Origin of the sequence: Mesorhizobium sp. M2A.F.Ca.ET.046.03.2.1, assembly GCF_003952425.1 — a bacterium.
Lineage (GTDB): Bacteria > Pseudomonadota > Alphaproteobacteria > Rhizobiales > Rhizobiaceae > Mesorhizobium.
In genome coordinates this window covers 6,492,360-6,515,551 of record NZ_CP034449.1, presented here as the reverse complement: position 1 = coordinate 6,515,551, position 23,192 = coordinate 6,492,360, and the positions used below count along the sequence as shown (strand labels likewise).

Here is a 23,192-nt window from a genome sequence, read left to right as displayed (position 1 = left end):
TTAGTGCAGGATCGCTTCCCGCTGCTCGGTCACGAAGCCAACGGCGCGTGCAACGACATTTCTGTCGGCGAGGATGCGGCGGTGGCCGAGCCCATCGGCCCAGTGCAGGTGGACGTGCTCGCCGGCGCCCGCGTAACGCCTGGCATGGTCGGCGTGGACCTCGCGATCGTCCGGTGCGTGGATGATCAGCGTCGGCACCGGCGCCTCGGCCAGTTGGCGGTCGCCGGTGAATTCGCTGAGCGGCCGGCCGGAAAGGTGTTTCACCCTGTCCGCCATCGCAACGCGAGAGCGCGGCCCGACATTGAGCCTGTGGCTGAAATCGTCGAAGATTGCCGGCAGCGAGCTCGGCGCGGCAATCAAGACCAGCTTCTGCACCTTGAGCGGCGGCATGCCCTTGACCGACGCGGCGACGGCATTGGCCGCAACCGCGCCGCCGAAGGAGTGGCCGACCACGGCGGCAAAGGGACCGAACCATTCGCCTGTGACACGCACCGCTTCCACCGCATTCACCATGTTCAGATGGCGGCCGAGCGAATGGCCATGCCCAGGCAGGTCGAGCGAGACGACCTTGTATCCGGCGCCGCGAAACCCTTCGATCAAGGCCCGCATATATTCGGTGCGCGAGCGCCAGCCATGGATGACGAGCACGGTGCCGCGCGGCTCCCTGCCCGGCTCCGGCCGGAATTCGTGCACGGCCACGCAATCCGACCTTGTCTTCAGCCGGTGATGGCGCGCCTCGGCCATGAAGGCTGATGCGCGTTCGACGGCCCGGCGTTCGCCGTCGCTCAACGCCTTGACGCTGGGTGTCCGGCAAAACAATTCGAACGCGGCGCGACCGCTGAGGCGCGGCGCGACATGCTCGGCCGCGCCGAAAACGCCCCGGATGACCTTCATTCCAAATGATGCCATATTGGCAGTCCATCCATTCGTTCAAGCATGAACATAATAGTTCAAACATGAACATTAAGCAAGAGCTGCCCTGGGACAACCCGCGTTTTCGCAACTGGGTCGCGGTGGCGCGCGCCTGCCATGTGCTGGAGCGCACGCTTGCCGTGAAGCTCGCCCCGCTCGACCTGAAGCCGGCGCAGCTCGACGTGCTGATGAACCTCTACCGCCACCCCGGCATGTCGCAGCACGACCTTGCCCGCAAGCTCCTGGTCGGCCGCTCCAACATCACGATGCTGTTGCCGCAACTCGAGGGGCGCGGCCTGCTGCGGCGCGAAGGCGACGAGAAGGACAAGCGCGTGCTGCGGCTGAACCTCACCGAGGCGGGCGAGGCCCTGCTGATGAAGGCGCTGAAAGTTCACATGGCGCTGATCGAGAAGGCGATGAGCCAGTCGACGCCGGAACAGTGCGACATGATCGGCGAGCAGATGCGCAAGATCGCCGACGTCCTGAAGGAAGCCTGACTTTCAGGCTTACCACATCGTCTTTTTGGCTCTTTCAGGCCATTCCTTGTCATAGGCTTCGCCGTCGATGTTCTTGCGGCTGGTGACCCTCGAGGATCTGGCCGGGCGTCGGCAGCGACTTCGGGTCGACATGCCTGGCTGGGTTCCAGAGTTCCGAGCGCACGATGGCTCGGGCACACTGGAAATAGACCGTGGCGACATCGATGACGGTGACCGAGCGGGCCGGCTTGCCGTCGACCATGAAGGAGGCGCATAGCCCGGCATCGGTCGTGATATGGGCGCGGCCGTTGACGCGCAGCGTCGTGCCCGAGCCCGGCACAAGGAAGAGCAGTCCCACGCGCGGATCCCGAATGATGTTCCTCAGCGAATCGGCGCGGTTGTTGCCGCGCCTGTCCGGCATCATCAGCGTCTTGTCGTCGACGAGGCGCACGAAACCGGCGAGATCGCCGCGCGGCGAGCAGTCGAGCCCCTCCGGCCCGCTGGTCGCCAGCGCCACGAAGGGCGAGGCCTCGATGAAGGCGGCATATTCGGGAATCACATGGTCGAGTTCCTTGACGACCGAGGCCTCGCCCGGCAGGCCGTAGAGAGCCTCCAGTTGTTCGACCGATGTGATGCGCGACATTCTTCGTCTCCTGACGTTTTGCCGGCGCTACTCCACGTCCATGACGCCTTGACGACAGCCCGGCTGCCGACATTGGATTGCCACCCGCACAACTAGCGGTCTCGGCTCAGCCCCTTCTCGGCCAGTTCGGCGAGATAGGCGTTCCAGCGCTCATCCTTTTCGTGGCCGAGCGTATGCAGATAGTTCCAGGTGAAGATGCCGGTGTCATGAAAATCGTCGAAGGTGATGCGCACCGCGTAGTTCCCGACCGGCTCGATCTTGAGGATTGCGACATTGCGCTTGCCGGGGACCGTCACCCGCTGTTCCGGCGAATGGCCCTGCACTTCCGCCGATGGCGAAGCCACGCGCAGAAACTCCGCCGGCAATTCGAACGGCTGATGGCCCGGAAAGGTCACGGTCAAGAGCTTGCGGTCTTTCGAGACCCTGAGTTCCTTTGGCGCGGTCATGACTGGTCCTGTCTAGAGACGGATGATTTCTGGTCGAATCGACCTGAAATCTGAATCCGTCTCTAGTCAAAGAGATAGAGCATGATGTCGTCCGAAAAACCGCTTCACACTTTTCGGCATCATGCTCTGGTTGCCCCCTTCCCTACGCCGCTTCGCGCCATGCGGAAAGCCACTTGAGGCCAGCCGACATACGATGTCGGTCGGGGAATGTTACCAAAGACCGAGACCTTCTATCTTGAATGCGGCATTGGATCGTATCACATAGCCATATATAACGATGCCGCTCAGGCCACGGGAAACGCTTGCAATGGATATGATCGACCCCTTCGGTCGCACGATCAGCTATCTGCGCGTATCGGTCACCGACCGCTGCGATTTCCGCTGCACCTATTGCATGGCCGAGGACATGACCTTCCTGCCGAAGAAGGATCTGCTGTCGCTCGAGGAGCTCGACCGACTCTGCACCGTCTTCGTCGAAAAGGGCGTGAAGAAGCTTAGACTGACCGGCGGCGAGCCGCTGGTGCGCAAGAACATCATGCATCTGGTACGCCAGCTCTCGCGGCATCTCCAAAGCGGCGCGCTGGACGAGCTGACGCTGACTACCAACGGCTCGCAGCTTTCGCGCTTCGCCGCCGAGCTCGCCGACTGCGGCGTCAAACGCATCAATGTCTCGCTCGATACGCTCGATGCCGAAAAATTTCACCAGATCACGCGCTGGGGCAATCTCGGCAAGGTGATGGAAGGCATCGATGCCGCTCAGAAGGCGGGGCTGAAGATCAAGCTCAATGCGGTCGCGCTGCGCGACTTCAACGATGCCGAGATCCCGGAGCTGATGCGCTGGGCGCATGGCCGCGGCATGGACCTCACCCTCATCGAGACGATGCCGATGGGCGAGATCGAGGCCGACCGCACCGACCAGTATCTGCCGCTGTCGATGCTGCGCGCCTCGCTGGAGCGCCAGTTCACGCTCGCCGATATCCCCTACAAGACCGGCGGCCCTGCCCGCTACGTCCATGTCGCCGAGACCGGCGGCCGGCTCGGCTTCATAACGCCGATGACGCATAATTTCTGCGAGAGCTGCAACCGCGTGCGGCTGACCTGCACCGGCACGCTCTATATGTGCCTCGGCCAGGAGGACGCCGCGGATCTGAGGGCACCGTTGCGCGCCTCCGAAGGCAACGAATTGCTCGACGCGGCCATCGACGAGGCCATCGGCCGCAAGCCCAAGGGCCATGATTTCATCATCGACCGCCGCACCAGCCGTCCTTCAGTGTCGCGGCATATGAGCGTCACCGGCGGCTGATTTTTTCAACGGCTTGATGCATGATCGCCTTTGGTCAGAGGCCAAAGGGGGGAACATGCAGAATCTTCGGCGCATCGGCTTGTTTTCCGCGCTTCTGTTCTTGGCGACAACGGCGCTGGCCAAGCCGTTCACCTATGTCAACGCGCGCTTCGGCACCGTGTGCACTTTCCCGGACCAGATTTTCACGGAGCGCATGCCGGAGCCGGAAAACGGCGACGGCCTGGAGTGGCACAGCGCCGACGGCGCCAGCGTGGCCTGTTACGGCAGCTACAATGCGCTCGACGACACGCCCAAGAGCCTCGTCGAGAACGAAAAAGCCAGCCCCGAGCCAGGTGACGAAGTCACCTACGGCAAGGCCGGCAAGAATTGGGCGGTGCTGTCGGGTACGAAGGGCGACAAGATCTTCTATCGCCGGTCCGTGTTCGGCAAGGAGGACGTGATCCACAGCGTCTTCATCGAGTATCCGGCAGCGCTCAAGGCGAAATACGACCCGCTGGTCGGCACCATTGCTGCTAGCCTGCACGAAGCGTCCGGGCCACACTCGAAATAAACCCTCCACGCCATCCTCCACCCGATTTACCGCCGGCCTTTTCCGGCCTAGCCTTCGAGCGCGATTTTCGCTCTAGGGGGAGTGCACATGCGCACAATCATGCTTTCACTTGCAATGCTTGGGATTGCTTCCATGCCGGCCGCCGCTCAGTCGATCGGCGGCACCTATACCGTCGCCGGCACCAATTTCGATGGTTCGAAATATGGTGGCGAGGCAACCATCACGCTGACCAGCGACACGACCTGCACGATCCACTGGGAAACCGGCGGCTCGACTTCGGACGGCATCTGCATGCGGAACGACAATGCGTTTTCCGCCGGCTATGCGATGGGCAAGGAAGTCGGTCTCGTCGTCTACAAGATCGAGAAGGACGGCTCTCTGCATGGGCTTTGGACCATCGCCGGCCAGAACGGCAACGGCACCGAAGTGCTGACGCCGAGGTAAGTCTTCGGGACCCTGGCAAATCGTTCTATGGGCCATGCAGAAATTCGTGGCCCATTTCTTTTGGCGTTGCTGTTCGCGGTGACCTGCTACAGGTTTCGATCCAAAATAGAATCCGGAACCGCCTTTGCCTCTCTCGCCAAACCTGCGCGGCGCGCTGTTCATGATCGTGGCCATGGTCGGCTTCACCTTGAATGATGCGATCACCAAATTTTCTTCCGAATCGATGAACATGGCGCAGGTCATGCTGGTGCGCGGCGCCTTCGCGTCCTTCTTCGTGGGCCTGCTTGCCTGGCGGCGCGGCGCGCTGGTCAATCCGGCCGCCATGCTGCAGCCGATGGTGGCCATGCGCGTGGCCGGCGAAGCCGGCGCAACGGTGTCGTTCCTGATCGCGCTTGCGCATCTGCCGATCGGCAATGTCTCGGCTGTCATGCAGGCATTGCCGCTGGCGGTCACCATGGGCGCGGCTTTGGTGTTCGGCGAAAGCGTCGGCTGGCGACGCTGGACCGCCATTGCCGCCGGCTTCGTCGGCGTGCTCATCATCGTGCGGCCGGGTTTCGAAGGGTTCAGCGTCTATTCGCTGGTGGCCTTGGCCAGCGTCGCCTGCTGCGCGGTGCGCGACCTGTCCACCAAGCGCATCCCACACGCGATCCCGACCATGCTGGTGTCGACGGCGACCGCGCTTGCCATGACCGTCCTGGGCGCGCTGCTTTTGTCGCCGATGGGCGGCTGGACGCCGATGAGTGGCCGCTCGACCATGCTTCTGGCGCTCGCGGCGGTGCTGGTGCTCATCGGCTATCAGTTCATCATCATGGCGATGCGCTCGGGCGACATCTCCTTCATCGCGCCGTTCCGCTACACCGCCCTGCTGTGGTCGATCCTGCTCGGCCTCCTCATTTTCGGCGATGTTCCCGACCTGCCCATGATCGCCGGCGCCGCCATCATCATCGGCTCCGGCCTCTATGCGCTCTACCGCGAGCGCGTCGTCGGCAGGCAGCAACCCGCCGCTGAAAGCGCTGGACCCGACATGGCGCCGGACGGCATATAGGCCAATGGACAGAAATGTTGCGGGGATCATTCTGGCGGGAGGCCAGGCGCGTCGAATGGGCGGCGGCGACAAGCCGCTGCTTTCATTGGGCAAAGCCAGGTTGATCGACCATGTCGCCGCGCGATTGAAGCCACAGGTCGCGATGCTCGGGCTCAACGCGAATGGCGATCCGGCGCGATTTGCCGGCATGGGGCTGCCGGTGATCGAGGACACGGTGCTAGGCCATGCCGGACCGCTGGCGGGTATCCTCGCCGGCCTCGAATGGGCGGCCGGGCAGACAAGCTGCCGGTGGCTGATGAGCGCCGCCGGCGACACGCCATTCTTCCCCGACGACCTCGTCGAGCGCCTGGCCGCCGCAACCCGCGACGGGCCGGGCGTGATCGCCGTCGCCAGTTCGGGCGGCAGGTGGCATCCGACCTTCGCGCTCTGGCCAATCGGCCTGCGCGACGCCCTGCGTCATTTCCTGGTCGACGAGGACAGCCGGCGGGTTTCCGCATTCATGGAGCGCCATGGCCATGTCGAGGTCGAATTCCCGATGATCGAGGCGGGCGGCCAAAAGATCGATCCGTTCTTCAACATCAACACGCCCGACGACCTTGCGGTGGCGGAGCGTCTGTTGCAAAGCCTCAGGCCATGAGACGCGTATTCGGCATCACCGGCTGGAAGAATTCCGGCAAGACGACCCTGACGGAAAAGCTGGTCGCCGAGCTGGTCGCGCGCGGCTGGACGGTTTCGACGGTGAAGCATGCCCACCATGACTTCGACATCGACAAGCCGGGAGCCGACAGCTTCCGCCATCGGCAGGCGGGCGCGACCGAGGTCGCCATCATTTCCGGCCGGCGCTGGGCGCTGATGCACGAATTGCGGGGCGAGGACGAACCCACGCTGGACGACATCCTGGCGCGGCTGTCGCCCTCGGACATCGTGCTGGTCGAGGGCTACAAGCGCGAAGCGCACAAGAAGATCGAGGCAAGGCGGCTCGAAGCCAAGGACCGGACGCCACTTTCCGCCAACGATCCCAACATCGTCGCGGTCGCCGCCGACTTTACGGTCGAAGGCGAAAACCTGCCGGTTTTCGACCTCGACGACACCAAATCGATAGCCGACTTTGTCGAGCGCAGCACAGGTCTCGTGGCTCGAACCACGTAACGCAGCGGCACTTCCCGATTGTCGCTTGCCGTTGATTTGCAGTTGCTTTTTTCTCGCAAAGAGTGGGAGTATCCGCCTCAGCGGGCGGTAAAGAAGCTCCGCCCACAAGAGCCGCACGGGACAGCGGCCATGACAATATGAGAGGATTATCATGCGTATTGCACTGCGTATCGCGCTTGCCGCTTCGGCCGCGCTGCTGACACTCGGCGTCGCCCAGGCTCAGGAAAAGACTCTGAGGATCGGCACCGAAGGCGCGTACCCGCCCTTCAACAACCTGACCTCGGACGGCCAGTTGGTCGGCTTCGACATCGATATCGCCAAGGCGCTCTGCGACGAGATGAAGGTGAAGTGCACCTTCGTCGCGCAGGATTGGGACGGCATCATCCCGGCGCTCCAGGCCGGCAAGTTCGACGCCATCGTCGCCTCGATGTCGATTACGCCAGAGCGCCAGGAAAAGGTCGACTTCACCCACAAATACTACAACACCCCGTCGGCCATCGCCGTGCCGAAGGATTCGCCGCTCAAGGGCGTGACCAAGGAAGACCTCGCCGGCAAGAACATCGGCGTCGCCACCACGACCACGCACTACAACTATGCCTCCAAGACCTACACGGACAGCACCATCAAGGGCTATCCGAGCAGCCCCGAGGAGCAGGCGGACCTCGCCAATGGCCGCCTCGACGCGATCGAGGACGACATCGTCGTGTTGCAGCAATGGCTGGATACGCCGGACGGCGCCTGCTGCAAGATCCTCGGCCAACCCTCGCCGCAGCCGGTCGAGATCTTCGGACCGGGCGCCGGCATCGCCGTGCGCAAGGGCGAGACCGATCTGGTCAACAAGCTGAACGAAGCGATCGACACCATCCGCAAGAACGGAAAGTACAAGGAAATCAACGACAAGTACTTCAAGTTCGACGTCTACGGCGCCGAATCCTGATCGTTACGCCAAGGGCGGTGAGGCACTCCTCGCCGCCCTCCTCTTCTCCCGGGATCGCCACGGAGACACGACCCGTCAATGCCGGCCCAAAGCATTTGGACACTTCTCAGCTGGGGACCGGATGGTTGGAGTGACGACATTGCGTCTGGCGTTCTGGTTACCATCGTGCTGGCGCTCGCCACACTGCCCATCGGCCTGACGATCGGATTTTTCGTCGCCTTCGCCAAGCAGCATGAAGAGCCCTCCCTGCGGCTCGCCGCCAACATCTACACCACGGTTTTCCGTGGCCTGCCGGAGCTGGTCACGCTCTTCCTGTTCTTCTTCGGCATGCCGCTTCTGCTGCAATACTTGGTGCGGCTGTTCAATCCGGCCGCGACAATCGACGTCAACAGCTTCATCGCTGGCATGATCGTGCTGTCGCTGATCTTCTCCTCCTATGCCAGCGAGGTCTTCCTTTCCGCGTTCCGCGCCATTCCGAAAGGCCAGTATGAGGGCGGCTACGCCATCGGCCTGTCGAAATGGCAGACGATGCGGCTGATCATCCTGCCGCAGCTGATAAGCATCGCCTTCCCCGGCCTCGAGAATTGCTGGCTAAGCCTGCTGAAGGACACCTCGCTGGTCTCGGTGGTCAATCTCGCCGAGACCTTGCGCCAGTCCGGCGTCGCGGCGCGCGTTACCAAGCATGCCTTCCTGTTCTACAGTGTGGCGGCGTTGATCTTCCTGGCTCTCGCCATCCTGTCGTCGATCGCCACCGGCCACATTCTGCGTCATCTCGGGCGGAGAGCGGTGCGATGAGCGTCAGCCAGGCCATCGTCGTCGACAAGCCGCCCCCTCTGGCCCGCGGCTGGCCACGCGCCCGCATCGTCGGCTACTCACTGGTCGGCGTATGGATTCTCTTCGGTCTCGGCATCGTCGCCTACCTCGTCTACGCCTGGAATCCAGAGTTCTTCGCCCGTTACGCGCCGGCCTATCTGCAGGGCCTGGGAACCACCCTGTCGCTGGTTTCCATCTCGATGGTGCTGGGAGCGATCTTCTCGCTGCCGGTCGCCTATGGCCGCATGTCGAAGAACTGGATCCTGTCCGGGCTTGCCTATTGCTACGTCTATTTCTTCCGCGGCACGCCGCTGCTCGTGCAGACCTATCTCGTCTATTACGGCGTCGGTTCCTTCCGGCCGGAGCTGGAAACGGTAGGATTGTGGTGGTTCTTCCGCGAGGCCTTCTATTGCGGTGTATTTGCCTTCTCGCTCAACACCGCCGCCTACCAGGCCGAAATCCTGCGCGGCGCCATCGAAAGCGTGCCGCGCGGCCAATGGGAGGGTGCTGCCTCGCTCGGCCTGCACAAATTGCAGACGCTGCGCAAGGTCATCCTGCCGCAGGCGATCATCGTTGCCCTCAGGCCCTACGGCAACGAGCTCATCCTGATGATCAAGGCCTCCGCGATCGTCGCCATCATCACGGTCTACGACCTGATGGGCAACGCCAAGCTCGCCTATGCGAAATCCTTCGACATCCAGGCCTATATCTGGGTGGCGATCGTCTATTTGGTGATGGTCGAGATCCTGCGCCACGGCGTCGAATGGATCGAGCGCCGCATCACCATCCACCTGCATCGATAAATCCCTGCGGCTCGGCCGCCTGCACCAGTCGATGCAGCGCTGCGCGCCTTGACGAATTTTTCGCATGGCCTAGACCTTCGGCCACTGGAAACTGTGTTTTGTTGGAAGGCAGGTCTATGGCATCGGTTGCATTTCTCGGTCTTGACGTCATGGGCTATCCCATGGCCGGGCACCTCAGGAACAAGGGCGGCCACGACGTCACCGTCTACAACCGCACCAAGGCAAAGGCCGAGCAGTGGGTAGCCCAGCATGGCGGCAAGCTGGCGCTGACGCCGGCCGAAGCAGCCGAAGGCAAGGACTTCGTCTTCTCCTGCGTCGGCAATGATGACGATCTGCGCTCGGTCACCACCGGCGCCAACGGCGCCTTCGCCGCGATGAAGAAGGGTTCCGTCTTCATCGACAACACCACCGCCTCGGCTGAGGTCGCACGCGAGCTGGATGAAGCCGCGCGCAAGGCAGGCTTCTCCTTTCTCGACGCGCCCGTGTCAGGCGGCCAAGCCGGCGCCGAGAACGGCATCCTGACCGTCATGGTCGGCGGCGAGCAGTCGGCCTTCGACAAAGCCAAGCCGGTCATTGACGCCTACGCCCGTATGGTCGGGCTGATGGGTTCGGCCGGCGCTGGCCAATTGACGAAAATGATCAACCAGATCGCCATTGCCGGCCTCGTCCAGGGCCTGGCCGAAGGTATCCATTTCGGCAAGAAGGCCGGCCTCGACATCGAGAAGGTTGTCGAGGTGATCTCGAAGGGCGCCGCCGGCTCCTGGCAGATGGAGAACCGCCATAAGACGATGAATGCCGGCAAATATGATTTCGGCTTCGCCGTCGACTGGATGCGCAAGGATCTCGGCATCTGCCTGGCCGAGGCCAACCGCAACGGCGCCAAGCTGCCGGTAACGGCGCTTATCGACCAATTCTACAAGGACGTGCAGGACATGGGCGGCAAGCGCTGGGATACCTCCTCGCTGCTTGCACGCCTGGAAAAATAGGCGCCACGATGCCCCTGCCCGACCCGAGCTGGAGCGCCGACGACGTCGTCGCGCACCTGCGCGCGATCGGCACGGAGGCGAATCTGGCGGGCATGGCGCGCTTCGGCATCAACACGGCGAGCGCGCTTGGCATCGGCAATTCCGACTTGCGACCGCTGGCGCGCAAGCTGAAGAAGAACCACGAGCGATCGCTTCTGCTCTGGGAAAGCGGCATCCGGGAGGCGCGGCTGATGGCGGCCTTCACCGGCGAGCCTAAGAAGGTCGACATCAACCAGTGCCGGCGCTGGGCCGCGGATTTCGACAGCTGGGAGATCGTCGACACCGTTGCCGACCTGTTTGCCGAAACGCCATTCTGGCGCGGCCTGATCGACGAATTCGCAGAAGACGAACGCGAATTCGTCCGCCGCACCGCCTTTGCCATGCTCGCCTGGAGCGCGGTCCATCTGAAGAAAGAGCCGGACGCAACCTTCCTTGCCTATCTGCCGCTGATCGAGAAGCATGCCCGCGATCCGCGCAATTTCGTTCGCAAGGTGGTCAACTGGGCGCTGCGGCAGATCGGCAAGCGCTCGATGAGCCTGCACGCCCCTGCCCTTGCGCTGGCGGAAAAACTGGCGGCATCGCCCGACCCGCGTTGGGTCGGCAGAGATGCGGTGAAGGAACTGACGGATGCCAAACAGCTCGCCAGGCTCGCAGCCGCAAGAACCTGATCTTTCCGGCGTCCGCTTTGTCGAGGTGACGCAAGAGACGCGTGGCCCTTTCGAAACGCTGTTCGAGCAGCCGGGCGCGCCGAAATATTGCTGGTGCATGGCCTGGCGCCATTCCAGCCGCGAGCACATCCCGAACGACGAGAAGAAGCGCATGATGATGGCGCTGATCGATGCCGGCACTCCCGTGGGCATCGTCGCCGAGTTGGACGGCAAGCCGGTCGGCTGGTGCTCGGTCGCGCCGCGCGAGACCTACCGGAAACTGTCAAAGCAGCAGGACGACAGCGAGACCGGCATATGGTCGATCGTCTGCTTCTATGTGCCGAGGGCTTTGCGTGGCGGCGGGCTGGCATCCGCCCTGCTCGACGCCGCGATCGACCACGCCTTCGGCAAAGGCGCGCGCGTCATCGAGGCCTATCCCGTCGACGAGGCCGCGCCCAGCTATCGCTTCATGGGCTTTCGCGACATTTCGTCGCGCGGGGCTTCCACGAGATCGGCACCGCCGGGACGCGCCGGCATGTGATGCGGCTGGACCGCTGAGTCTGGATCGGTCACGACGCTTTGACTCGATTCCGCAAATGGACTGACGGATGATGGAGCGACCATGAACAATCGTTTCAAATCATGCGCGGCGCTGACAGCCATGCTCCTGCTCGCCGCCTCGGGAGCCGATGCGGCAGCCGATGTCGTGCATATCCTCTGGAAGGATCTGCGCCCCTCCACGCAGGCGATCGCCGAGGACGCGAACCTGCCGATGATCGCGGCAAAACTGCCCGACCACGGCGAGACTTTGTCGCTCAATCTGCAGGACAAGGCCATACAATTAGCCGGCTATGCGTTGCCGGTCGATCGCGACGGCGACCTCGTCTACCAGTTCCTGCTGGTGCCGTGGACAGGCGCCTGTAGCCACATGCCGACGCCGCCGCCCAACCAGATCGTGCTGGTGACGCCGGCGCATCCCTACAAGATGAAAGAGGCTTACGACCCGGTCGCCGTCACCGGCGTGTTGAAGCCCGGCATGGAAAAGAGCCAGCTCTTCATCCTCGATGGCGTCTCGATCGTTCAGTCGGGCTATACCGTGCGCAAGGCGGACGTGGCGAGCGTGGACAGCGTACCGGATACGGTCACCCTACCGGTCAACTCGCCGTGGAGTTTCCTCAACAAGAAGAAGAATTAAGGCCGATCGGCGCAACCAGTGTCACGCCGCGTTCGCACCCGACTCCTTGTCCAGAACCATGTAGTCGAGCGGGATCTCGGTTGTGTATTTGATCTGCTCCATGGCGAAGGACGAGGACACGTCGCGGATCTCGATCTTGGCGATCAGTCGCTTGTAGAAGGCATCGTAAGCGGCGATATCCGGGACCACTACACGCAGCAGGTAATCGACGTCGCCGCTCATGCGGTAGAACTCAACCACCTCCGGGAATTCCTGGATGACCTCGGAGAAGCGCCGCAGCCATTCATGGCTGTGCGAATTGGTGCGGATCGACACGAAGACGGTGACGCGTACGTTGACCTTCTCATGGTCGAGGATGGCGACGCGCCGCCTGATGACGCCCTCTTCCTCAAGCTTCTGGATACGCCGCCAGCACGGCGTGGTCGACAGGCCGACTTTCTTGGCGACGTCGGCCACCGCAAGCGTGGCGTCCTCCTGCAGGAGGCGGAGAATTTTCTGTCGAGGCGATCCATGGGGAGGCTCCAGGGGAATAGTTTGGCCATAATCCCTTTTATCGGAGCCTTTCACAAGAAAGAAATTCTGCCAAAGGCACCAAAAGCGAGTGATATCTTGCGGAATGCCTAACCAATGCGATAGCGGATTTCCGACCTCAGGAAGGGCAGCAAATCCATTTCAAACCAGGGATTCTTCTTCAGCCAGCCCGTGTTTCGCCACGACGGATGCGGCAGCGGCAACACTTTTGGACTGGCCGGAGCATCCCAGACGGCGCGCCAATTCCTCACTGTATCCGTCAAGGACGCCGCGCGCGTCGTGCCCATATGCCATGCCTGCGCATAGCCGCCGATGGTCAGCACCAGGTCGATCTGCGGCATCAGCGCCATCAGGTCCCGGCGCCAGGCCGGCGCGCATTCGCGGCGCGGCGGCAGGTCCCCGCCCTTGGCGTCCTGGCCGGGAAAGCAGAAACCCATCGGCACGATGGCGAACTTTTCAGTGTCGTAGAACTCTTCGCTGCTGACGCCGAGCCAGCTTCTGAGGCGATCTCCGGAAGCGTCTGTGAAGGGCATGCCCGAGATGTGAACCTTGGTGCCCGGCGCCTGGCTGGCGAGCAGGATGCGGGCGCTCGAGGACGGCCTCAATACCGGGCGCGGCTCGTGCGGCAAGGGCCGGCCAAGCGGCTGGTCGACGCAGATGCGGCAGGCCCGCACCCTCGCGGTGAGGCGCTCCAATGCTTGGCTCATATCGGGCGGATTATCCAATCTTCGTCGCTCAGGCCGTCGCGCTTGGCCGGCTCGTCAGCGCCGCATACCAGCGCAGCACATTCGTGCACTCCTCAGGCACCTTGATGCGGGCCGGCTTCATGAAATCGATAGCGATCATTCCGGTGATATCGGCAACCGAATAGGCATCGCCGGCGGCGAATTCGCGCTGCGCCAGTTCGTGATCGAGCAGGTGCAGGAAATCGATCGCCTTCGGCTTGTTGGCCTCGCCCCATTCCGGGATCTGCGGCACTTCCCATTCCTTCATAGCCGGATGGATATGCCGGAACGCGGCCGCGACGCTGACCATGAGATTTAGTTCCAGGCGTCTTTGCCACATCTCGACTTTTGCCTTGCCGAGCGCACCCGTGCCGAACAGCGCGGGCTCGGGGTGCAACTCCTCGAAATAACGGCAGATGGCGATCGATTCGGTGATGACGGTACCGTCGTCGAGCTCGAGCACCGGCAGGCGCCGCAGCGGATTGCGCTGCGCCACCTCTTCGCCGCGATGCTCCAGCGCAGCCATGTCGACGGGCACAAGCGGCACTGTCAGCCCCTTCTCGGCAAGAAAGACACGCACACGTCGGGGATTGGGCGCGCGGCCGCCGTCGAACAGCTTCATTCCATCCTCCAGTTTCTCCACCGGATCATAGGGCTCGGATACGCCCGTCACCAGAAGCGAAAGAACTCGCGCAACGCGTCGCTCAACGAGGCAAGCGTGCCGTGCTTTCTCTCGACCGGCGCGTCATGATGGCTGTCGCGCCAGTCCCGCGGCTCCTCGAAGGCGCCTGCCCAGATGCCGACCTTGGCCCCTCTTGCCACCGCTTCCTCGGTTTCGAAGTCGCCGAAGGCAACCGCCCATCCGGCCCGCACCTGGGCCTGGTTCAGGTCGGTGTCGCCTGCCCTGCAGTCGCCGAGCAGCCTGCCGTAACGGTCGCGCTGCCAGCCGCTGCAGGAAACCGGCCTGCCGGCGATCAGCCGTACCAGCGATTGCCGCGCCAGCTTGCCGCAGGGATAGTCGGCGCCGGCCTTCTGGCAGGTTTGCTGGTACTCGGGAGCATCGATGCCGCGCATGCGGATGCGCTCGGTCCCGAGCGTGATCGAATCGCCGTCATTGACGATCGCCGTGCCTTGCTCCTTGCGAGTCTCGAAGCGATCGAGCCGCGCCGCCACCAGGATCAGCAACCCGAGCAAGAGGAAGGCCAGCCCATAGTCCAGCAGCTTGCGCCACAGGCTGCGCGGCGGGCTCGCCGCATAGCGCCGGCGCGGTCCTCGCGGCCCGAAACGGCTCATATGGCAAACAGTCTCTTAATCATTCGAACGTAGCTTAACGAACTGAAAGTCGCTGCGCGCAGAAATTGAAGTCCGTATGCCTTTGCTACGCTCGAACACAGCGGATAAATTCATTGTGGACCGCCGTAAACCGCACCGCAACAGCGATGTGGCGCGCGCGGTGCGCAAGACGCGCGACCGCCTTTCGCAACAGGCCGGCAGCCTCGACTTCGATCGCGAACTCCTGAAACTGCATGCGCGCGCCATGGTGGTCAGCGCGGTCGCCATCCCGCTGCTGGTGCTGGCGGTGGCGGCTCTCGGCCGGCTGGCGGGCCTGGACAACCAGATCACCATCTGGGCTCTGGCTATGCTGCTTTGCTACGCGATCGTCGCGTTCATGTCGCGGCGCGTCGAGCGAACCGAGGCCGCCGAACTCGACCCGGCGCAGACGCGCCGCGACTTCCTGATCGGCCATTTCCTGTGTGGCCTTGGCTGGGCGTGGTTCGCATGGATCGGCTGCGACACATGCCAGATCGACCAGTTCCATGTCGCCAAGGCCATGGTGCTGCTGATCGCGATGGCGACGACTGCAGTCTTGGCCTCCTCACTTGGCGGCGCGCTGTTCGCGACCTTCGCCATTCCTGTTGCCGTTTATGTCTACACCATTATGCATCTGTGGACGCCGATCGAAGCCACGATGGCGGCATTGCTCATCGCAGCACTTCCGTTCTTCGGCTATGTGGCGCGCCACCTCAATCAGGCCTCGTTGATGGTGCTGTCCTTCCGCTCGGAGAAGGACGCGCTCATTGCCGAGGTGGAGACGGCGAAATCAATGTCGGACGAAGCAAGGCGGCGCGCCGAGGACGCCAACCTTGCGAAATCGCGCTTTCTCGCCTCAATGAGCCACGAGCTCAGGACGCCGCTCAACGCCATTCTTGGCTTCTCCGAAGTGATGGCCAATGAAGTGCTGGGTCCGATGAACAATCCGACCTACCGCGACTATGCCCATGATGTGCACGAGTCCGGCCAGCATTTGCTCGACCTGATCAACGAGATCCTCGACCTGTCGCGCATCGAGGCCGGCCGCTACCAGCTCAACGAGGAGCCGGTGATGCTGGTGACCATCGTCGAGGACTGCTGCCACATGATGGAATTGCGGGCCCGCAACAAGGACATCCGCATCGTCCAGGAGTTCGAGGAGACCTTGCCGCGCCTTTTTGCCGACGAGCGCGCGGTGCGTCAGATCACGCTCAACCTCCTGTCCAATTCGATCAAGTTCACCCCGTCCGGCGGCGAAGTGCGCGTGCGCGTCGGCTGGACCGCCGGCGGCGGCCAGTACGTTTCGGTCAAGGACAATGGTCCGGGCATACCGGAAGAAGAAATCCCGGTGGTGCTTTCCGCTTTCGGCCAGGGCTCCATCGCCATCAAGAGCGCAGAACAGGGAACCGGCCTCGGCCTGCCGATCGTGCAGGGCCTGCTCGCGATGCATGGCGGCACGTTCGAGCTTCATTCGAAGTTGCGTGAAGGCACGGAGGCGATTGCCATTTTCCCGCTGAGTCGGGTGATGGAGGAACTGCCTGCCCTGCCAACCAAGACGGTCGCCACGCGCGGCCGCCGCTGACGTCATCCGCGGCGTTATAGCCGGACAGCCATCGCCATGCCCGAGCTGGTCAGCGCCGCGGCTTTGACGATGCCGGCAGCGAGAGCAGCCCCTACCCCTTCGCCATGGCTGATGCCGAAATCGAGCAGCGGCCGCAGTCCGAGCCTTTCGGCAGCCTTGGCATGGCCAGGCTCGGGCGACAGACCGGCAAGCAGACAATGATCGAGCGTGCCGGGACTGGCCGCTTGCAGAACAGCGGCCGCGGCAGTCGCCACGAATCCGTCGAGCAAGACGGGAATCTTCTCCATGCGGGCCGCAAGAATAGCGCCGCAGATCGCCGCGAACTCGCGGCCGCCGACCCGTCGCAGGGCCTCCAGCGGATCGCCGAGGCCGGAACCATGGAACGCCAGCGCCCGGTCCACGACCTCGGCCTTTCGCGCCATCGTCGCCGCATCGGCGCCAGACCCCGGCCCGACCCAATCCACTCCATTGCCGCCGAACAACGCAGCGCAGAGCGCAGCCGCAATGGTCGAATTGCCAACCCCAAGATCACCTAGGCACAACAGGTCGGCACCGCCGGCGACCGCCTCCATGCCGAAGGCCATGGTCGCGGCGCAGCCGCGTTCGTCGAGCGCTGCCTCCTCGGTGATGTCGCCTGTGGGGATATCCAATGCCAGGTCGAAGACATTCAGGCCGAGATCGTTGGCGATGCAGACCTGGTTGATCGCGGACCCGCCGGCGGCGCAGAGCTCGACCTCATTGGCGGTCGCCGCCACCCGCCGCGGCGAAATGCCATGCCGGACGACGCCGTGATTGGCGGCGAAGATCGCCACCAGCGGCCGGTTGATTGCCGGCGGCGCCCGCCCGCTCCAGGCGGCAATCCAGGCCGCGATGTCCTCGATCCTGCCCAGCGATTCGTTCGGCTTGTCCGCCTTGGCAAACAGCGCGCGGACACGCGCGGCCGCCGCGTCATCGGCAGGGGGCAGCGCCGTCAGGAGGCTTCGGAAATCATCGAAAGGCTTGGCAGGCATTTGCGTCGGTCGCGGTCCGTTGCGGAAATCGCAAGCGGCATAGCCGCCTTCTGCAGCCGGCACAACCGCCTGACGATGCCGCGAACGCGTTGCCTTGCGGCGCATTGCGGAGGGCTTGCATTGCTCCGGCGGTTGCACCATGTGGAATGAACGCAAGAGAACACTATGACCGCCATCGAATCCCCCTGCATCCTGGTCTGTTCGATCGATATGAAAACCGGGTTCTGCTTCGGTTGCGGACGCACGCGCGACGAGATTTCCGACTGGCTCAGGATGACTCCTGACGTTCGCCGGGCGGTGATGGCCGAACTGCCGGCGCGGCTCGAAACGGTGGAGCGCCGGCCGCGCCGCGAAACCCGGCGTGCCCGCATGGCGCGCGAACGCGGCGTTCTGTGAGAAGAAACCGATGAACCGGCTGTTCTGGATCGTCATGGCGGTGATCGGCGTCGGGCTGGTGCTGCTGATGCTCAACAACTCGGCCGGCCACACTTTCGGCATGAACAACAATGATTTCGGCCGGCTGATCTGGGTCGGCGTGCTGGTCATGGTGATCGGCGCGAGCCTGCTCCGCTCGGGCCGGCCGCTTGGCGACATGGCACGCAATATCGGCGTCTGGGCCGCACTGATCCTCGTGCTGATCGCCGGCTATCAGTATCGCTACGAGCTGCAGGACGTCGCGAGCCGCGTGACGGCCGGTCTCGTCCCGGGCAGCCCGCTGGCGCTCGGCGTGGAGAACGGCCGCCCGACCGTCACGCTCGACAAGGCCGGCAATGGCCACTTCGAGGCCCGCATCCTGGTCAACGGCGCGCCGGTGCGCGCCGTCGTCGACACCGGCGCGACCAGCACGGTGCTGACATCGGAAGATGCCCAGGCCGCGGGCTTCAACCCGGCGGCGCTCAGCTACAGCGTCGACGTCTCCACCGCCAACGGCATGGCGCGCGCAGCCACCGTCAGAACCGACGAACTGGCGATCGGCGGCATCGTGCGCAAGGATATGACGGTGATGGTCGCCGCGCCCGGCATGCTGGAACAAAGCCTGCTCGGCATGAACTTCATCGGTTCGTTGTCGGGTTTCGACGTGCGCGGCGACCGCATGATCCTGCGGGATTAATCGGATCGAGTCAGGCCGCCTCGGCTTCCGCCGCGAAATCGATTGCCGCGAAAGCGGTCTTCAGCACCTCCGGCCCGGCTCCAGGTTTGTTCGCATCCGTGGAAAGTATCTGCCGGAAGCGGCGCGCGCCGGGCAGGCCGTGGAACAGTCCGACCATATGGCGGGTGATGTGGCCGAGCCGCCCGCCGCGCTCGATATGGCGCGCGGCGTAACCGGCCATGGCGTCGATCAGGCCCGGATAGTCGAAGGCGGGTGCAACTTCGCCGTAGAACGCGGTATCGACGCCGGTCATGATGCCCGGCGTATGGTAGGCGGCGCGGCCGAGCATCACGCCGTCGACATGGCCGAGATGCGCCGACGCCTCGGCAAGCGATTGAATGCCGCCGTTGATGCCGATGAATTCGTTCGGCTTTCTGGCCTTCAGCCTATAGACGCGCGGATAGTCGAGCGGCGGGATGTCGCGATTCTCCTTGGGGCTCAGCCCTTCCAGCCAGGCCTTTCGGGCATGCACCCAGAGCGCGTCGGCGCCGGCCGCGAGCACGCCGTCGGCAAGCGTGTCGAGCGCAGGCTCCGGGTCCTGGTCGTCGACGCCGATGCGGCATTTGACCGTGACGGGGATTTTCACCGAAGCCTTCATCGCCGCGACGCAGTCGGCGACCAGGGCCGGCGTCTTCATCAGGCAGGCGCCGAATGTTCCCGACTGAACACGATCTGACGGGCAGCCGACATTGAGGTTGATCTCGTCATAGCCGAAGGCCTCGCCGATCCGCGCCGCCTCGGCGAGCTTTGCCGGATCCGATCCGCCGAGCTGCAGCGCCACCGGATGCTCGACATCGTCGAAACCGAGCAACCGTTCACGCGCGCCGTGGATGACCGCGTCCGCCACAACCATCTCGGTGTAGAGCAACGCGCGGTGCGTCAACTGACGGTGGAAGAACCGGCAATGCCGATCCGTCCAGTCCATCATGGGCGCAACGGCCACCCTATGATCTTGATTTTTCAGCACTTTTATTTAACATCAATTTGTTGGAACCTGCCGAGTGCACACAAACTTACGCCAGAATACGACCCTTTTCGCCAAGTTTCGATCTCTCAGTGCACACGAAAAATGGCCTATACGAAGCTCTCATCCGGTTCCTGGTGCGTGCAGGTTCGTCGCAAAGGTCGCTGCGTCAGCGAGACGTTCTTGCGCCGAGACGACGCACGACGATGGGCGACCGAAACCGAACGCTAAGTCGACCGCGGCGAGACGCCGACCAAGTCTCGTGTAGCACGCCTTAAAACTTTCGGCGAACTCATCGACCTCCATATCGACGACATGTGCGATGTAGGCAAGTCCCCATGCCGCTCCAAGGCCGCCGCCCTCGATATACTCCAACGACACCTGGGGAATGCAACATCGCGGCTGTCGATCGCTAGCGGCTCATCCGTTTTGGTCGTGAGCGGGCCGCCCAAGGTGAAACGCGACATGGAGGAAGGCTATGGCGGACGACAAATCCAAGAGAGGCAAACAGGACAGAGCTCGGGTTTCGGCAAGCGAGCCGTATGAAGTCAATTACTTTGCCCGGAAGCGTGGCATCACTAAGGACCAAGCCCTGAAAATCATCAAAGACACCAAGGGCAATCGGGACAAAGCGAACGCTGTCGCTGAGAAAATCTCTGGCAAGTAGAGCCTCGGCACGGGGACGCTGGACACGACCCGCTCTACGGCGTTTTGATTGCACTTCCTTGGGCAGGGGCAACTCATGTTTCGGATCATCGTCACCATGGCGGTCGCCGGCATTTTGATGGCGTCGGTCCCGGCGTCGATCATCAGGCGTCCGGATCCTTCAACCATATTCTTGGTCGACCATACCGGTCGAGGGCTGCTGGTGGTTTGTACATGGCCGCTTTACAGGCGGATTTGGTAGCGCTACCGTTTCGAAGTCGCGTGACCCCGGGGGGAGGAAATCTGGGGCAGACGTCGCCGACGCCAGTGGTGGATCGCCGCACCGGCATCCGTTTCAAGCCACGCCTGATAAAAACGGCTCCCCGCGACAAGTCGCAGGGACCATCGGGAGGAATTCGATGGCGTCTGTCGCGATTGGCGATGTCTACAAATCGTTCGGGGCCACCGAGGTCCTGCATGCCGTCAGCGTCGATATAGATGACGGCGAGTTCGTTACGTTGGTCGGACCGTCCGGCTGCGGGAAATCGACGCTTCTGCGGATGATTGCCGGCCTGGAAAAGATTTCGCGCGGCCATATCTCGATCGGCAGCCGGATCGTCAATGACGTTGCTCCGAAGGAACGCGACGTGGCCATGGTCTTTCAGAATTACGCGCTCTATCCGCATATGACGGTTGCGGAGAACATGGCGTTCTCGCTCATGCTCAAAGGTGTTCCGAAGGCGGATAGCGATAAAGGTGTTAAGCGGGCAGCCGAAATCCTCGGGCTGGTTCCGCTGCTGTCGCGCTATCCGCGGCAGCTCTCAGGCGGCCAACGTCAACGCGTCGCCATGGGCCGCGCCATCGTTCGCAATCCGCAGGTGTTCCTGTTTGATGAACCGCTCAGCAACCTCGATGCCAAGCTCAGAGTGCAGATGCGCGCCGAGATCAAGGAGTTGCACCAGCGGCTGAAGACCACGACGGTGTATGTCACGCATGACCAGATCGAGGCCATGACCATGGCAGATAAGATCGTGGTCATGCACGACGGCATGGTCGAACAGATCGGGCCGCCGCTAGATCTATACGACCGGCCGAACAACCTGTTCGTGGCAAGCTTCATTGGTTCTCCCGCCATGAACATGCTCAAGGGAACAATCCTGACTGAAGGCACGCCGCGGTTCCAGGGCGAAGGAGGGATTTCGGTGACTTTGCCCGCGCCGTTCTCCATCGGCAATGGCGAGCCCGTCGTGCTGGGGATACGGCCCGAACATTTGCGGCTGGCCGACAATGGCATTCCAGTCACCGTGGTGGTGATCGAGCCTACCGGTTCTGAAGTACAGATCATCGGCCGGACGGCGGGAGGTGAGGATATCGTTGCCAATTTCCGGGAACGTCATTCCTTCACGCCTGGAGAAACCATCCAACTGTCGGTCGAGCCTGATCACGTTCATCTCTTTCACGGCGAAACCGGCAAGCGCATCGATAAGCCCTCGCAGCGGTAGGCGACACGCAACGAAGAGACAGGAGGAAACGAGCATGAAATTCACCAGACGCGACGTGATCCGCACGACCGCCGGCGCCGCCGCCGGCATGTTAGGGGGCCAGTTCGTTGGCTCTCCGGCCTTTGCCCAGGAGGCTTTGAAGTACAAACCGGAGGATGGCGCAAAGCTGAGGCTCCTGCGCTGGTCGCCTTTCGTGCAGGGTGACGAGGACCAGTGGTTGAAGAACACCAAACGGTTCACCGAAATGACGGGGGTAGAGGTCCGTGTCGACAAGGAGAGCTGGGAAGACATTCGCCCCAAGGCTGCGGTCGCAGCGAATGTCGGCTCAGGTCCGGACCTGATGTTCGTCTGGTTCGACGATCCGCACCAGTACCCTGACAAGCTTCTCAACGTGACGGAACTGGGCGATTATCTCGGGAAGAAATATGGCGGCTGGTACGATGGGCCGAAACAGTATGCGACGCGCGAGGGCAAGTTCATTGGCCTGCCTCTGGCCACCATCGGCAACGCCATCGTCTACCGCGAAAGTTGGGTGAAGGAGGCCGGTTTCTCGGAGTTTCCGAAGGACACAGCCGGCTTCCTCGAACTCTGCAAGGCGCTCAAGGCCAAAGGTCATCCTGCCGGCTTCACGCATGGCCACGGAGTCGGCGACGGCAACAACTATGCGCATTGGCTGCTGTGGAGCCATGGCGGCCAGATGGTCGACGAGCAAGGCAAGGTCACGATCAACAGCCCCGAGACGCTCAAGGCGATTCAGTATGCACAGGAGCTTTACAAGACCTTCATTCCCGGCACCGAGAGCTGGCTCGACGTCAACAACAACCGCGCCTTCCTGGCCGGCGAAGTGAGCGTCATCGCCAACGGGATTTCCGTCTACAACACGGCCAAGGTCAACAAGGACAATGATCCGAAGCTGACCGAGATCGCCAAGGACATGCGCACGACCAACATGCCGATCGGTCCGGTCGGGAAATCCGTCGAGCTGTTCCAGGTGACCACAGCCGTCATTTTCAACTACACGCCCTACCCCAACGCGGCGAAGGCCTATCTGCAGTTCATGTTCGAGGATCCGCAAATGTCGGATTGGATCACCTCCTCGGCGGGCTACTGCTGCCAGACGCTCAAATCCTTCGCCAACAATCCGGTTTGGAAGGCCGATCCGAACAACGCGGCCTACGCGAAGGCCTCGGAGACGCTACGTCCCAACGGCTATGCGGGGCCGCTTGGCTACGCCTCGGCCGCCACCATGGCCGACTATGTTCTTGTCGACATGTTCGCCAAAGCCGTGACCGGGCAGGCCGCGCCGCAGGAAGCGATGGAAGAGGCGGAAAAGCGCGCCAACCGCTACTATCGCGTATGACCACAGCTGAGCCGGGCGGTCGAC

At 62.9% G+C, this 23,192-nt stretch carries 27 protein-coding genes and 2 pseudogenes; 20 read left to right on the top strand and 9 right to left on the bottom strand.

The features are described 5' to 3' along the window. A complete protein-coding gene (locus tag EJ072_RS31075) occupies positions 1–909 on the bottom strand; it encodes an alpha/beta fold hydrolase (RefSeq protein ID WP_126082713.1) in 909 nt (302 codons plus the stop codon). Positions 910–956: 47 nt separating this feature from the next. Here EJ072_RS31075 and EJ072_RS31070 point away from each other — a divergent pair, with 47 nt between their 5' ends. Then, complete coding sequence (locus tag EJ072_RS31070; RefSeq protein WP_042642392.1) at positions 957–1,409, top strand: MarR family transcriptional regulator; 453 nt, start codon at positions 957–959, stop codon at positions 1,407–1,409. 9 nt (positions 1,410–1,418) lie between these two features. Here EJ072_RS31070 and EJ072_RS31065 read toward each other — a convergent pair. Beyond that, positions 1,419–2,031, bottom strand: a pseudogene (locus EJ072_RS31065) (pyridoxamine 5'-phosphate oxidase family protein). 92 nt (positions 2,032–2,123) lie between these two features. Beyond that, positions 2,124–2,477 (bottom strand): DUF971 domain-containing protein, encoded by a 354-nt coding sequence (locus EJ072_RS31060; protein WP_040982795.1) that lies wholly within the window; start codon positions 2,475–2,477, stop codon positions 2,124–2,126. 307 nt (positions 2,478–2,784) lie between these two features. Here EJ072_RS31060 and moaA point away from each other — a divergent pair, with 307 nt between their 5' ends. The 13 genes from moaA to EJ072_RS30995 all read left to right on the top strand — a co-directional run bounded on the left by moaA (position 2,785) and on the right by EJ072_RS30995 (position 12,388). Next, on the top strand, positions 2,785–3,780 hold the full coding sequence (moaA, locus tag EJ072_RS31055) for a GTP 3',8-cyclase MoaA (RefSeq protein ID WP_126082712.1): 996 nt from the start codon (positions 2,785–2,787) through the stop codon (positions 3,778–3,780). Positions 3,781–3,835: 55 nt separating this feature from the next. Beyond that, positions 3,836–4,330, top strand: a complete 495-nt coding sequence (locus tag EJ072_RS31050) for a hypothetical protein (RefSeq protein ID WP_126082711.1) — start codon at positions 3,836–3,838, stop codon at positions 4,328–4,330. A gap of 87 nt (positions 4,331–4,417) precedes the next feature. Then, positions 4,418–4,774 carry a hypothetical protein gene (locus tag EJ072_RS31045; protein WP_126082710.1) on the top strand — a complete coding sequence of 119 codons (357 nt, stop codon included), beginning with the start codon at positions 4,418–4,420 and terminating at the stop codon, positions 4,772–4,774. Between the two features lie 124 nt (positions 4,775–4,898). Further along, complete coding sequence (locus tag EJ072_RS31040; RefSeq protein ID WP_126082709.1) at positions 4,899–5,819, top strand: DMT family transporter; 921 nt, start codon at positions 4,899–4,901, stop codon at positions 5,817–5,819. A 4-nt stretch (positions 5,820–5,823) separates the two neighbouring features. Further along, complete coding sequence (gene mobA / locus EJ072_RS31035) at positions 5,824–6,456, top strand: molybdenum cofactor guanylyltransferase MobA (RefSeq protein WP_126082708.1); 633 nt, start codon at positions 5,824–5,826, stop codon at positions 6,454–6,456. Beyond that, entirely contained in the window at positions 6,453–6,968 is a 516-nt protein-coding gene (gene mobB / locus EJ072_RS31030; RefSeq protein WP_126082707.1) for a molybdopterin-guanine dinucleotide biosynthesis protein B, read from the top strand. The genes mobA and mobB overlap by 4 nt, the downstream gene beginning before the upstream one ends. A 151-nt stretch (positions 6,969–7,119) precedes the next feature. Then, positions 7,120–7,905, top strand: a complete 786-nt coding sequence (locus tag EJ072_RS31025; RefSeq protein ID WP_095818023.1) for an ABC transporter substrate-binding protein — start codon at positions 7,120–7,122, stop codon at positions 7,903–7,905. Between the two features lie 78 nt (positions 7,906–7,983). Then, a complete protein-coding gene (locus tag EJ072_RS31020) occupies positions 7,984–8,700 on the top strand; it encodes an ABC transporter permease (RefSeq protein ID WP_126082706.1) in 717 nt (238 codons plus the stop codon). After that, entirely contained in the window at positions 8,697–9,521 is an 825-nt protein-coding gene (locus tag EJ072_RS31015; RefSeq protein WP_126082705.1) for an ABC transporter permease, read from the top strand. Before EJ072_RS31020 ends, EJ072_RS31015 begins: the two co-directional genes overlap by 4 nt. A gap of 116 nt (positions 9,522–9,637) precedes the next feature. Then, positions 9,638–10,507, top strand: a complete 870-nt coding sequence (locus tag EJ072_RS31010; protein WP_126082704.1) for an NAD(P)-dependent oxidoreductase — start codon at positions 9,638–9,640, stop codon at positions 10,505–10,507. Positions 10,508–10,515: 8 nt separating this feature from the next. Further along, a complete protein-coding gene (locus EJ072_RS31005) occupies positions 10,516–11,214 on the top strand; it encodes a DNA alkylation repair protein (protein ID WP_126082703.1) in 699 nt (232 codons plus the stop codon). Beyond that, positions 11,174–11,734, top strand: a complete 561-nt coding sequence (locus tag EJ072_RS31000; RefSeq protein ID WP_245467052.1) for a GNAT family N-acetyltransferase — start codon at positions 11,174–11,176, stop codon at positions 11,732–11,734. Before EJ072_RS31005 ends, EJ072_RS31000 begins: the two co-directional genes overlap by 41 nt. A gap of 81 nt (positions 11,735–11,815) precedes the next feature. After that, entirely contained in the window at positions 11,816–12,388 is a 573-nt protein-coding gene (locus EJ072_RS30995) for a DUF3299 domain-containing protein (protein WP_126082702.1), read from the top strand. Between the two features lie 21 nt (positions 12,389–12,409). On the opposite strand, the pseudogene EJ072_RS30990 reads toward EJ072_RS30995, so the two are convergent. The 4 genes and pseudogenes from EJ072_RS30990 to EJ072_RS30975 all read right to left on the bottom strand — a co-directional run bounded on the left by EJ072_RS30990 (position 12,410) and on the right by EJ072_RS30975 (position 14,937). Next, positions 12,410–12,900, bottom strand: a pseudogene (locus EJ072_RS30990) (Lrp/AsnC family transcriptional regulator). Between the two features lie 108 nt (positions 12,901–13,008). After that, the gene (locus tag EJ072_RS30985) at positions 13,009–13,626 is read right to left on the bottom strand and encodes a uracil-DNA glycosylase family protein (RefSeq protein WP_126082701.1); all 618 of its coding nucleotides are present in this window, start codon (positions 13,624–13,626) and stop codon (positions 13,009–13,011) included. 28 nt (positions 13,627–13,654) lie between these two features. Further along, positions 13,655–14,266, bottom strand: coding sequence for a glutathione S-transferase (locus tag EJ072_RS30980; RefSeq protein ID WP_126082700.1), 612 nt, complete (start codon positions 14,264–14,266; stop codon positions 13,655–13,657). 47 nt (positions 14,267–14,313) lie between these two features. Beyond that, a complete protein-coding gene (locus EJ072_RS30975; RefSeq protein WP_126082699.1) occupies positions 14,314–14,937 on the bottom strand; it encodes a thermonuclease family protein in 624 nt (207 codons plus the stop codon). 76 nt (positions 14,938–15,013) lie between these two features. Here EJ072_RS30975 and EJ072_RS30970 point away from each other — a divergent pair, with 76 nt between their 5' ends. After that, positions 15,014–16,537: a HAMP domain-containing sensor histidine kinase gene (locus EJ072_RS30970; RefSeq protein WP_126082698.1), complete on the top strand. Its 1,524-nt coding sequence runs from the start codon at positions 15,014–15,016 to the stop codon at positions 16,535–16,537. 14 nt (positions 16,538–16,551) lie between these two features. Here EJ072_RS30970 and EJ072_RS30965 read toward each other — a convergent pair whose 3' ends face one another. Beyond that, the gene (locus EJ072_RS30965; protein ID WP_126082697.1) at positions 16,552–17,547 is read right to left on the bottom strand and encodes a nicotinate-nucleotide--dimethylbenzimidazole phosphoribosyltransferase; all 996 of its coding nucleotides are present in this window, start codon (positions 17,545–17,547) and stop codon (positions 16,552–16,554) included. Between the two features lie 165 nt (positions 17,548–17,712). On the opposite strand from EJ072_RS30965, the gene EJ072_RS30960 reads away from it, so the two are divergent. Both EJ072_RS30960 and EJ072_RS30955 read left to right on the top strand, forming a co-directional pair. Next, positions 17,713–17,943 carry a DUF1289 domain-containing protein gene (locus EJ072_RS30960; protein ID WP_126082696.1) on the top strand — a complete coding sequence of 77 codons (231 nt, stop codon included), beginning with the start codon at positions 17,713–17,715 and terminating at the stop codon, positions 17,941–17,943. Positions 17,944–17,953: 10 nt separating this feature from the next. Next, entirely contained in the window at positions 17,954–18,658 is a 705-nt protein-coding gene (locus tag EJ072_RS30955; protein ID WP_126082695.1) for a TIGR02281 family clan AA aspartic protease, read from the top strand. A gap of 10 nt (positions 18,659–18,668) precedes the next feature. Here EJ072_RS30955 and dusA read toward each other — a convergent pair whose 3' ends face one another. After that, complete coding sequence (gene dusA, locus EJ072_RS30950) at positions 18,669–19,664, bottom strand: tRNA dihydrouridine(20/20a) synthase DusA (protein ID WP_189343131.1); 996 nt, start codon at positions 19,662–19,664, stop codon at positions 18,669–18,671. 475 nt (positions 19,665–20,139) lie between these two features. On the opposite strand from dusA, the gene EJ072_RS30940 reads away from it, so the two are divergent. The 3 genes from EJ072_RS30940 (at position 20,140) to EJ072_RS30930 (ending at position 23,168) form a co-directional block, all read left to right on the top strand. Beyond that, a complete protein-coding gene (locus EJ072_RS30940; protein WP_126082694.1) occupies positions 20,140–20,328 on the top strand; it encodes a DUF3606 domain-containing protein in 189 nt (62 codons plus the stop codon). 397 nt (positions 20,329–20,725) lie between these two features. Then, entirely contained in the window at positions 20,726–21,808 is a 1,083-nt protein-coding gene (gene ugpC / locus EJ072_RS30935; protein WP_126082693.1) for a sn-glycerol-3-phosphate ABC transporter ATP-binding protein UgpC, read from the top strand. A gap of 34 nt (positions 21,809–21,842) precedes the next feature. Next, the gene (locus tag EJ072_RS30930; protein ID WP_126082692.1) at positions 21,843–23,168 is read left to right on the top strand and encodes an ABC transporter substrate-binding protein; all 1,326 of its coding nucleotides are present in this window, start codon (positions 21,843–21,845) and stop codon (positions 23,166–23,168) included. The last annotated feature ends 24 nt before the right edge of the window (positions 23,169–23,192 follow it).

Coding starts and splice junctions, on each gene's coding strand:
- EJ072_RS31075 (WP_126082713.1), bottom strand. CDS start 909: ATGGCATCATTTGGAATGAAGGTCATCCGGGGCGTTTTCGGCGCGGCC.
- EJ072_RS31070 (WP_042642392.1), top strand. CDS start 957: ATGAACATTAAGCAAGAGCTGCCCTGGGACAACCCGCGTTTTCGCAAC.
- EJ072_RS31060 (WP_040982795.1), bottom strand. CDS start 2,477: ATGACCGCGCCAAAGGAACTCAGGGTCTCGAAAGACCGCAAGCTCTTG.
- moaA (WP_126082712.1), top strand. CDS start 2,785: ATGGATATGATCGACCCCTTCGGTCGCACGATCAGCTATCTGCGCGTA.
- EJ072_RS31050 (WP_126082711.1), top strand. CDS start 3,836: ATGCAGAATCTTCGGCGCATCGGCTTGTTTTCCGCGCTTCTGTTCTTG.
- EJ072_RS31045 (WP_126082710.1), top strand. CDS start 4,418: ATGCGCACAATCATGCTTTCACTTGCAATGCTTGGGATTGCTTCCATG.
- mobA (WP_126082708.1), top strand. CDS start 5,824: ATGGACAGAAATGTTGCGGGGATCATTCTGGCGGGAGGCCAGGCGCGT.
- mobB (WP_126082707.1), top strand. CDS start 6,453: ATGAGACGCGTATTCGGCATCACCGGCTGGAAGAATTCCGGCAAGACG.
- EJ072_RS31025 (WP_095818023.1), top strand. CDS start 7,120: ATGCGTATTGCACTGCGTATCGCGCTTGCCGCTTCGGCCGCGCTGCTG.
- EJ072_RS31020 (WP_126082706.1), top strand. CDS start 7,984: ATGCCGGCCCAAAGCATTTGGACACTTCTCAGCTGGGGACCGGATGGT.
- EJ072_RS31015 (WP_126082705.1), top strand. CDS start 8,697: ATGAGCGTCAGCCAGGCCATCGTCGTCGACAAGCCGCCCCCTCTGGCC.
- EJ072_RS31010 (WP_126082704.1), top strand. CDS start 9,638: ATGGCATCGGTTGCATTTCTCGGTCTTGACGTCATGGGCTATCCCATG.
- EJ072_RS31005 (WP_126082703.1), top strand. CDS start 10,516: ATGCCCCTGCCCGACCCGAGCTGGAGCGCCGACGACGTCGTCGCGCAC.
- EJ072_RS31000 (WP_245467052.1), top strand. CDS start 11,174: ATGCCAAACAGCTCGCCAGGCTCGCAGCCGCAAGAACCTGATCTTTCC.
- EJ072_RS30995 (WP_126082702.1), top strand. CDS start 11,816: ATGAACAATCGTTTCAAATCATGCGCGGCGCTGACAGCCATGCTCCTG.
- EJ072_RS30985 (WP_126082701.1), bottom strand. CDS start 13,626: ATGAGCCAAGCATTGGAGCGCCTCACCGCGAGGGTGCGGGCCTGCCGC.
- EJ072_RS30980 (WP_126082700.1), bottom strand. CDS start 14,266: ATGAAGCTGTTCGACGGCGGCCGCGCGCCCAATCCCCGACGTGTGCGT.
- EJ072_RS30975 (WP_126082699.1), bottom strand. CDS start 14,937: ATGAGCCGTTTCGGGCCGCGAGGACCGCGCCGGCGCTATGCGGCGAGC.
- EJ072_RS30970 (WP_126082698.1), top strand. CDS start 15,014: ATGCCTTTGCTACGCTCGAACACAGCGGATAAATTCATTGTGGACCGC.
- EJ072_RS30965 (WP_126082697.1), bottom strand. CDS start 17,547: ATGCCTGCCAAGCCTTTCGATGATTTCCGAAGCCTCCTGACGGCGCTG.
- EJ072_RS30960 (WP_126082696.1), top strand. CDS start 17,713: ATGACCGCCATCGAATCCCCCTGCATCCTGGTCTGTTCGATCGATATG.
- EJ072_RS30955 (WP_126082695.1), top strand. CDS start 17,954: ATGAACCGGCTGTTCTGGATCGTCATGGCGGTGATCGGCGTCGGGCTG.
- EJ072_RS30940 (WP_126082694.1), top strand. CDS start 20,140: ATGGCGGACGACAAATCCAAGAGAGGCAAACAGGACAGAGCTCGGGTT.
- ugpC (WP_126082693.1), top strand. CDS start 20,726: ATGGCGTCTGTCGCGATTGGCGATGTCTACAAATCGTTCGGGGCCACC.
- EJ072_RS30930 (WP_126082692.1), top strand. CDS start 21,843: ATGAAATTCACCAGACGCGACGTGATCCGCACGACCGCCGGCGCCGCC.